Below are 9258 nucleotides of genomic sequence, written 5' to 3'. Positions count from 1 at the left end.
GTCACCCACCGGTCCGCCCCGCACCGCCGCCCGCCGTCCCTCGCCCACCGTCCACCGTCCACGAACCGGACACCCACCCGTATGCGTGCCACCTACAGCTACTGTTCCGGCGGGAGGCACGCACCATGAGCGACAACCTGGACGGCACGACCACCGGCACCCGACCCGAAGACGGCGGCACCGGCGCCCGGATCGTGGCCGCACTCGACGGCGTCGGCATGCGCCGCATCACCACCGGCCAGATCATCCTCGACGACATCGACTGGACCGTCCGGGCCGGCGAACACTGGGCCCTGCTCGGCCCCAACGGCGCCGGAAAGACCAGCATCCTGCGCCTCGTCGGCGCCACCCACCACCCCACCACCGGCACCGTCGAAGTCCTCGGCCACCGCCTCGGCCGCGTCGACGTCCGAGAACTGCGCGCCCACATCGGCCACGTCTCCACCTCCCAGCGCGTCCCCCTCGACCTCCCCGGCCACACCGTCGTCCTCACCGGCCACACCGGCACCGTCCAACCCCTCTGGAAGGCCTACGACACCGAGGTCCGCGACCGCGCCGACGCGCTGCTCGCCGAACTCGACATCAAGGACCTCGCCGACCGCCCCTACGGCGTCTGCTCCGGAGGCCAGCGCGCACGCGTCCTCATCGCCCGCGCCCTCATGGCCGACCCCGCGCTGCTGCTGCTCGACGAGCCGTTCAACGCGCTCGACCTGCCCTCCCGCGAGGACCTCATCGACACCATGCGCCGCCTCGCCGCCGGCCGCCCGCACCTGGCCACCGTCACCGTCACCCACCACCTGGAGGAGCTCTCCCCGGCCATCGGCCACGCCCTCCTGCTCCGCGACGGACGCGTCCTCGCCCGCGGCCCCGTCGAGGACGTCCTCACCCCCGACCGCATGACCGCCTGCTTCGGCCGCCCCATCGAGGTCACCCGCCACGCCGGCCGCTGGCTCGCCCGCTCCGCGGGCCAGCCGTAACCGGCGGGGTGGACCCAGCACCACCCCGGCCCGCCACGTACGCCCCGTGTGCCGCCGGCCCGCCGTCCCTAGCGTCGTGGGAAGAGGCGCAGAGCGCGCCGGACAAGGGGAACGGCGATCATGCGACACCACGGACGGACACCCCGGCACACGGCCCACGCGGAAGCGCTGCGCCTGGTCCGGGTCACCAAGAGCTACGGCACGGACGACGGCGGCGCCGACCGCGTCACCGCCCTCGACGACATCACCCTCAGCCTGCCCGCGGGCACGTTCACCGCGGTCATGGGCCCCTCCGGCTCCGGCAAGTCCACACTGCTGCACTGCGCGGCCGGACTCGACCGGCCCGACAGCGGCGTCGTCGCCGTCGACGGCGAGGAGATGAGCGGCGGCCCCGGCCCCGCCCGCAGCGAGGCCGCGCTGACCCGCTTCCGCCGCACCCGCGTCGGCTTCGTGTTCCAGCAGTACAACCTGCTGCCCACCCTCACCGTCGCCCAGAACACGATCCTGCCGCTCAAGCTCGCGGGCCGCCGCGTCGACCGGCAACGCGTCGAGCGCGTCCTCACCGACGTCGGCCTCGGTGACCGGCTCGGGCACCGCCCCGACCAGCTCTCCGGCGGCCAGCGCCAACGCGTCGCCATCGCCCGCGCCCTGGTCACCGAACCCTCCGTGATCTTCGCCGACGAACCGACCGGGGCACTCGACACCCGCAGCGCCCGCGATGTCCTCCGCCTCCTCCAGGAGGCCGTCCGACTGCACGGAAGGACCGTCGTCATGGTCACCCACGACCCGGTCGCCGCCTCCTACGCGGACACCGTCCAGTTCCTCGCCGACGGCCGGCTCGCCGGACAACTCACCGCGCCCACGGTCGACGCGGTCGCCGAACGCCTCGCCCACCTCGGCGACAACATCCCGACGGGAGTGTGAACCGTGTTCACCATGCTCGGACTCGCCCTGCGCTCCGTACGCCAGCGCCCGGGCGGCTTCGTCGCCACACTCCTGTCCGCGTTCCTCGGCGCCACCATCGTCATGACGTTCCACTCGATGCACGACACAGCCGCCGCGGACGGCGTCGACAAGATCAGCTCCGACACCCTCACCACCGCCGCGAGCGTCGTCGGCGGCTACGGCACCCTGCTCGTCTTCTTCGCGATCGCGTCCACATTGACCGTCAACGTGCGTCAACGTGCCGAGGAGATCCACCTGTTGCGCCACACCGGCGCGACCCCCGCCCAGATCAAGCGCATGGTCGTCGGCGAAGCCGTCACCGTCGCACTCGTCGCCACCGTCCTCGCCGTCGGCCCCGCCGTGCTCGGCGGATCGCTCCTGCTCGACGCCTTCAAGGACAGCGGCCAGGTCGCCGGCTCCGTCCACCACACCTTCGGCCCGATCGCCCTCCTGTCCGGCATCGCGGTCACCCTGCTCGCCTCGGCGGGCGCCGCGTTCGTCGCCGTACGACGCGCCACGAAGGCCGCCACCGGCGCCGGTCAGATCCGACGGCCCGGCCGCGCCCGCAAGGCCGCCTCCTGGGCGGCGCTCGTCGTCGGCGCCCTCGCGGTCACGAGCACCTTCGCGATGAACGCCACCGACGCCGCCCTCATGGCAGCCCCCGCCTACGGCGCGATCCTGCTCTCCGTCGGCTTCGCCCTCGTCTCCACCGACCTCCTGCGCGCCGTCCTCCGCCGCGCCGAACCCCTCGTCACCGCCCTCACCGGCGCGAGCGGCTACCTGACCGTACGGAACCTGCGACAGCGTGCCCCTCAACTCTCCGGCGTCCTCATGCCGTTGATCCTGTTCACCGGCATGGCCACCGCGACCCTGTACATGCAGGCCGTCGAGAACGACGCGATCAAGGCCTCGGGGCTCACCAGATCAATTGAGGACAAGAACCTCGAGACGCTCAACCTCATCGTGGTCGGCATCATCGTCGTCTTCGCCTGCATCATGCTGATCAACTCCCTGTACGCGGCGACGGCCTACCGCGTCCGCGAGTTCGGCCAGCAACGCCTCGCCGGAGCCACACCCGCGCAAGTCCTCGGCGGCGTCGCCGTGGAAGGCATCGCCCTGACCGTCACCGGCGTGTTCTTCGGCACACTCGCCGCACTCGCCGGCCTCCTCCCGTTCACCGCGGTCCGCACCGACGGACTCCTCCCGCACCAGGGGCTCGGCATCTGGATCGCCGTGGTGGCCACGGCGACCGCGGCCACCCTGGTCACCAGCCTCGCCACCGCCCGGCGCGGCCTGAAGGTCCCCGCCGTGCAGGCCGTGACCCTCGCCGCGTGACATGCCCGTCCGTGTCGCTGTTGGGCTGAACGGGTGACATGGCGTAAGAATTGACCGGTGCAGACAGTAGTGCGAGCCCGGACGGGGTGGGGGCATTGAACAGCCACGACGTCACTGACGAACAGTGGGAAGGGCTCGCTCAGGTCGTACCGCTGCGCAGCCGCAACGAATGGCCGTCCGCGGTCGACCACCGGGCGATGCCCGAGTACGAGACCGAGCCGCGCCGCCGCTTCGTCGTGCTGCGTGTCAACGTCTTCGGTGACGCCCGCGAGGTCGCCGAGACCGTCATGTCCGGCATCCCCGTCCTGCTCGACCTCACCGGCGCCGAGGGCGAAGTCGCCAAGCGCGTCCTGGACTTCAGCAGCGGCGTGGTCCTCGGCCTCGGCTGCGGGATGCACCGGGTCGACCGCAACGTGTTCCTGCTCGCCCCGCCCGGCACCGAGGTCCAGGGCCTGGTGGCCGGCGCGAGCGCGCTCGGCTGACCCTGAGGTGCGGGGGCCGCGCTCAAAGGGGCCCGTACCGACCGGGCCGTACTGACCGGATCCGCAGTGATCCGGGCCGTACTGGCCGAAGCCGCAGTGTACGGGGCCGTATCGAGCGGTGGCCCCGTCGGGCAAGCCCGGGCGGCATAGTCCCCCGATCGTAGGAAGGTCATCGAGGGAAATCGGTTCTGCCGGGCGCGGGCGCCTACGTTCATCGACATGACCGTGCTTCAGCCGGGCGCGCCCGCCTTACCCGGCCCGACCCCGGACCGCCCGTACGTGACCGAGCTGCGGCTCTCGGCCTTCGCACGACACCGCGGCACCACCGTCCCCCTCAACTCCTTCACCGTGCTGACCGGACCGAGCGGCAGCGGAAAGACCAGCGTGCTGCGGGCCCTCGACGCGCTCGCCCGCCTCGGCGGGGGAGCGCACCTCGACGAGGTCTTCCCCGACCCCGCCGCCTGCGTCCCCGAACAGGCCAGACCCGACGCCCAGCACCGCCGCGGATTCCGCATCGGCTGCACCGTCGTGGGACCGGTCGGACCCGTCCGGCTCGACCTCGCCGTGCAGGCCGAACCCGAACTCCGCATCGTCGGCGAACGCCTGACCGGCCCCGGCGTCACCTACCTGGAGACCGCCCTGCGCGACCCGGGGCGGCGCGACGTCCAGGCCGCCTGGCACACCGCCGGATCCGTCGCCGTCACCCGCGGCCCGCTCCCCGACGACCTGCTCGGCACCGCGTTGCTCCCCCTGCGCGTCGCCGGCCGCACCCAGGGCCAGCGCCAGGTGCTGGCCGCCGCGGAACAGACCGTCGTCGGCCTGCGCTCCCTGTTCGCCTGCGACCCCGAACCTGCCCGGATGCGGGCCCCCGTCCCGGTCGGCGACGGCATGCTGCTCGCCGGCTGCGACAACCTCGCCTCGGTACTGCGGCGCACCCGTTCCGAGTGCGCCCACCGGCACGCTCTGCTCGTCGCCGCGGCCCGCGCCGGACTCGCGGGACCCGTACGGGAAGTGCTCGCCGAGACCGGCACCGACGGCCTCGTCCGCGCCGTGGTCGGCCGGGAGAGCGGCCCGGCCACGCCCGTCGGGCGCCTCGCCGACGGTGAACTGCGCTATCTGGCCCTGGCCTTGGTGCTGCTCACCGGCCCGGGGGTGCTGGACGTCGACACCGTGGCCGAGGTGCCGGACGCCTACCAGACCCTGACCGTGCTCGCCGACGGCCTGGACCGGGGCCTCGACCCGGCCCAGAGCCGCGAACTGGCCGCGCTCGCCGCCCGCATGTGCGCCCGCGGCCACATCCGACTGGTCGCCGCGGTGGGGGAGGGGTCGGCCGTCGTCCCCGCAGCCCGGACGCACGGGGCGGCGGTGGTAGACCTGAGGCCGTGACAGACACAGCACCGGAAAACGGGGACGGGCCAGCACGCGTGCGCGGGATCGGGCACGAGGACGGGGTCAGGGACGACGGCGGGGACGGAGGCCTGGCCGGTGAGGGAGGAGGAGGCGCCCTCGGTCCGGAGGCGGAGGCGGACGGCGCTGCCGGACAGCCGGCGGGGACGCCCGACCTCGCGGCGCTGCAGGCCCGGCTCGCCGCCTTCGCCGCCGCCCGCGACTGGGCCCCCTTCCACACCCCGAAGAACCTGGCCTCGGCGCTGAGCGTCGAGGCCGCCGAACTCGTCGAGATCTTCCAGTGGTTGACCCCCGAGCAGTCGGCCCGGGTCATGGACGACCCCGACTCGGCGCACCGCGTCCGCGACGAGGTCGCCGACGTGCTCGCGTATCTGCTGCAACTGTGCGAGGTCCTCGGGATCGACGCCCTCGCCGCGCTGGACGCGAAGATCGACCGCAACGAGTCGCGTTTTCCCGCGCCCGGCCGGGATTCCGTCGACCGCGACCCCGGTCGTCACTCTTCGGAGTCATAGAGTTGTCCACAACCGATTCTGTGTCCACAGATTTCGGGTGACCTCTGGCTTTTCGTCTCGCGGACCCTCACTCTGGGTAGTGGACAAGGGAGTTCGGGCAGGACGGACGGGGAAGCGGATGGAAGCGGTGCGGCTCATCGGGGTCGGCCGACGGGCCCTGGCACAGAGCCAGGACGCGCCGGACATCATGAGGGAGGCGTGGCAGGCACAGGCGCTGGCCCAGGCGGTCGGCAGCAGGCTGGCGATGCTCGGGCCCGCGGAATTACGGGGCGACGCGCTGAGCCTGAGCGAGGCGGGAGCGCGGGGCAGCGGCGGCTCCGCCGGACCGGTGGTCGGAGCGGGCGGCATACGAGCGGCACAGCTGACCGAACTGGGCGACGCGCGAGGGGCGTTGCTGGAGCTCGGCGCACTGCTCGGCGATGTGGGGATCGCGCTCGTCGGCGTGGCGAGCGAGTCCTTCGAGGAGGGGGCCTATTGGCAGTGCATGGAAGCGATCGATGCGGCGGACGAGTCCCGGGACCGGGTCCTGGAGATCCTGCGGCGCCTGCCCGAGCGGGACGACGGCAGACTCACCGACCGCGGCCGGAGCAGGGGCGGCGGTCCCGCACCGGGATCCGACTCGGCGGCCTGACCGGGCGGCCTCACCGGTCGCCCGGGCCGGGGTGGCCAGACGGTGCACAGACCGGGTGGCCGGGTCGGTCGGATGGCCACCGGACCGGATGGCCGGACCCGATGGCCGGACGGGACGGCCTGACCGGCAACCCGACGTGACCCGGCTGTAATGGTCGCCGGACTGCCGGACTGCCGGACTGCCGGACTGCCGGACTGCCGGACCGCGGGACCGCCGGATTGCCGGACCGTCGGATTGCCGATCCGGAGCGTCAGCCTTCCTCGGCCACGGCGTGCGGCACACCGCCCGAGTTCTGCTGGAGGTCCGCGTCGAGCTGCGACAGATCGGCGTTGAGCGCCGCCATCAACTCCTCCATCTGCTGCAGCAGACCCTTGGGCGCGCCCTGTTGTTGCGGTACGGACACGACTTCCTCGGACATGACGGCCTCCTCGGCCCTCGCCCTCCCACCTGGGGAAAGGCGGACGACACGCAAGACGCCCGGCAGTTGACGCCGGCGCGGATGCCGGGCGGTCCGGCACCGCCCCGGCCAACGATCACCCGGCGGTCCCGGTCACTGAACGGGGCCCGTGCCAGCGCCGGGTTGACGGATTTTCACCCGACCGTGGGGGTCGGGCACCGGAGTGACCAGCAAGGTTGACGCACGTTCGAGCGTGCAGGATGGAGGTATGGATCTTCGCATCTTCACGGAGCCCCAGCAGGGGGCGACCTATGACACGTTGCTGACCGTCGCGAAGGCGACCGAGGACCTCGGCTTCGACGCCTTCTTCCGCTCCGACCACTACTTGCGCATGGGCTCGTCCGACGGGCTGCCCGGTCCCACCGACGCCTGGATCACGCTCGCCGGCCTCGCCCGGGAGACCCGGCGCATCCGCCTCGGCACCCTGATGACGGCGGGCACCTTCCGGCTGCCCGGCGTCCTCGCCATCCAGGTGGCCCAGGTCGACCAGATGTCGGGCGGCCGGGTCGAACTGGGCCTGGGCGCCGGCTGGTTCGAGGAGGAGCACAAGGCGTACGGGATCCCGTTCCCCAAGGAGAAGTTCGACCGGCTGGAGGAGCAGTTGGCCATCGTCACCGGGCTGTGGGGTACCGAGGTCGGCGCCACGTTCACCCACGACGGCACCTACTACCAGCTCGTCGACTCCCCGGCGCTGCCCAAGCCGGCGCAGCCCAAGGTGCCGGTGCTGATCGGTGGGCACGGGGCGAAGCGGACGCCCCGGCTGGCGGCGCGGTACGCGGACGAGTTCAACATCCCGTTCGCGTCCGTCGAGGACAGCGAGCGGCAGTTCGGCCGGGTCCGGGCGGCGGCCGAGCAGGCCGGCCGCCGCGGCGACGACCTGGTGTACTCCAACGCGCTGGTGGTCTGCGTCGGCCGGGACGAGGCGGAGATCAAGCAGCGGGCGGCGGCCATCGGCCGGGACGTCGACGACCTGCGGGCGAACGGGCTGGCCGGCTCGCCGGCGGAGGTCGTCGACAAGATCGGCCGCTACGGGGCGATCGGGTCGAGCAGGATCTACCTCCAGGTCCTGGACCTGGACGACCTGGACCACCTGGAGCTGATCTCCGCACAGGTCCAGTCGCAGCTGTAGGAGCCCCGGAGCCCCGGAGCCCAGGAGTCCTCGACGGAATGGGGTGGCGGTCGTACTGCGCCTCCCCCGGTCAAAACTCGCTGGTCGCGCGCCTCCGGGATCGGGAGACTGGTGGCGTGTTCCTGACGATCAGTACCACCGGTACCCCTGAACGCCCCGCGACCGACCTCGGGTTTCTGCTGCACAAGCATCCCGAGAACGCGCAGGCGTTCTCCACCTCCTACGGCACCGCGCACGTCCTCTACCCCGAGGCGAGCGCGGAGCGGTGCACGGCCGCGTTGCTGCTGGAGGTCGATCCGGTGGCGCTGGTGAGGAGCGGCAAGGGCAAGGGCGGCAAGGGGCGTGGCGGCGCGGCCGACGCGTCGCTCGCGCAGTACGTGAACGACCGGCCCTACGCCGCGTCGTCGCTGCTGGCGGTCGCACTGAGCGCGGTGTTCTCCAGCGCGCTGCGCGGGGTGTGCGCGGCGCGGCCCGAGCGGGCCGAGGAGGCGTTGCCGCTGCGCATCGAGGTGCCCGCGCTGCCGGCGCGGGGCGGCCCCGACCTCGTACGGAAGCTGTTCGAGCCGCTCGGATGGGCGGTGACGGTGGCGGCGGTGCCGCTCGACGAGAAGTTCCCCGAGTGGGGGGACTCGCGGTACGTGCGGCTCGTGCTCGAAGGGGAACTGCGGCTCGCGCACGCGCTGCGGCACCTGTACGTGCTGCTGCCCGTGCTCGACGACGCCAAGCACTACTGGGTGTCCGCCGACGAGGTCGACAAGCTCCTGCGGGCCGGGGACGGCTGGCTGGCCGGGCACCCGGAGCAGAAGCTGATCACCAGCCGCTACCTGGCGCGGCGCTGGGCGCTGACCAGGGAGGCGCTCGGCCGGCTCGAACTGGCGCGGCTCGCGGACGCGGACGACACCGAGGTCGAGACGATCGACAACGCGGTGGACGAGACGGCCGACACGGAGGAGCGGCCCGTTCCGCTCGCGGTGCGGCGGCGCGAGGCGATCATCGGCGCGCTCCGGGAGGCCGGGGCGGCGCGGGTGCTCGATCTGGGCTGCGGCCAGGGCCAGTTGGTGCAGGAGTTGCTCAAGGACCCGCGGTTCACGGAGATCGTCGGCATGGACGTGTCCGTGCGCGCCCTCACCATCGCGGCCCGGCGGCTCAAGCTGGACCGCATGGGGGAGCGGCAGGCCGCGCGCGTCCAGCTGCGGCAGGGTTCGCTCGCCTACACCGACAAGCGGCTCAAGGGGTACGACGCGGCGGTGCTGAGCGAGGTCGTCGAGCACCTCGACCTGCCGCGGCTGCCGGCCCTCGAGTACGCGGTGTTCGGCTCCGCGCGGCCCCGCACGGTGCTCGTGACCACGCCGAACGTCGAGTACAACGTCCGCTGGGAGTCCC

The 9258-nt window shown here is 72.8% G+C and carries 10 protein-coding genes; 9 read left to right on the top strand and 1 reads right to left on the bottom strand.

All coding sequences use genetic code 11. The annotated features are described in order from the left end of the window. The first annotated feature begins 137 nt into the window (after positions 1–137). The 7 genes from ACFW9D_RS36470 to ACFW9D_RS36440 all read left to right on the top strand — a co-directional run bounded on the left by ACFW9D_RS36470 (position 138) and on the right by ACFW9D_RS36440 (position 6289). Entirely contained in the window at positions 138–977 is an 840-nt protein-coding gene (locus ACFW9D_RS36470) for an ABC transporter ATP-binding protein (RefSeq protein WP_384629525.1), read from the top strand. Positions 978–1097: 120 nt separating this feature from the next. Then, a complete protein-coding gene (locus ACFW9D_RS36465) occupies positions 1098–1901 on the top strand; it encodes an ABC transporter ATP-binding protein (RefSeq protein ID WP_384629515.1) in 804 nt (267 codons plus the stop codon). Between the two features lie 12 nt (positions 1902–1913). Further along, positions 1914–3257: an FtsX-like permease family protein gene (locus tag ACFW9D_RS36460; RefSeq protein ID WP_384629522.1), complete on the top strand. Its 1344-nt coding sequence runs from the start codon at positions 1914–1916 to the stop codon at positions 3255–3257. Positions 3258–3352: 95 nt separating this feature from the next. Further along, positions 3353–3739: a cell division protein SepF gene (locus ACFW9D_RS36455; RefSeq protein ID WP_188336373.1), complete on the top strand. Its 387-nt coding sequence runs from the start codon at positions 3353–3355 to the stop codon at positions 3737–3739. Between the two features lie 219 nt (positions 3740–3958). Continuing rightward, positions 3959–5125: an AAA family ATPase gene (locus ACFW9D_RS36450; protein ID WP_384629512.1), complete on the top strand. Its 1167-nt coding sequence runs from the start codon at positions 3959–3961 to the stop codon at positions 5123–5125. Positions 5126–5310: 185 nt separating this feature from the next. Continuing rightward, positions 5311–5658, top strand: coding sequence for a nucleotide pyrophosphohydrolase (locus ACFW9D_RS36445; protein WP_384629518.1), 348 nt, complete (start codon positions 5311–5313; stop codon positions 5656–5658). Between the two features lie 118 nt (positions 5659–5776). Beyond that, the gene (locus ACFW9D_RS36440) at positions 5777–6289 is read left to right on the top strand and encodes a DUF6099 family protein (RefSeq protein WP_188336371.1); all 513 of its coding nucleotides are present in this window, start codon (positions 5777–5779) and stop codon (positions 6287–6289) included. 250 nt (positions 6290–6539) lie between these two features. Here the strand turns inward: ACFW9D_RS36440 and ACFW9D_RS36435 are convergent, their stop codons facing one another. Then, positions 6540–6707 (bottom strand): hypothetical protein, encoded by a 168-nt coding sequence (locus ACFW9D_RS36435; protein WP_188336370.1) that lies wholly within the window; start codon positions 6705–6707, stop codon positions 6540–6542. A 247-nt stretch (positions 6708–6954) separates the two neighbouring features. Between ACFW9D_RS36435 and ACFW9D_RS36430 the strand changes: the two genes are divergently transcribed. After that, complete coding sequence (locus ACFW9D_RS36430; protein WP_384629510.1) at positions 6955–7875, top strand: LLM class F420-dependent oxidoreductase; 921 nt, start codon at positions 6955–6957, stop codon at positions 7873–7875. Positions 7876–7991: 116 nt separating this feature from the next. Further along, a partial coding sequence (locus ACFW9D_RS36425; RefSeq protein WP_384629507.1) for a 3' terminal RNA ribose 2'-O-methyltransferase Hen1 occupies positions 7992–9258 on the top strand: 1267 nt, incomplete at its 3' end.

This window comes from Streptomyces sp. NPDC059524 (assembly GCF_042749255.1).
GTDB lineage: Bacteria > Actinomycetota > Actinomycetes > Streptomycetales > Streptomycetaceae > Streptomyces > Streptomyces xanthii.
This window is presented reverse-complemented; position numbering and strand designations above follow the sequence as displayed.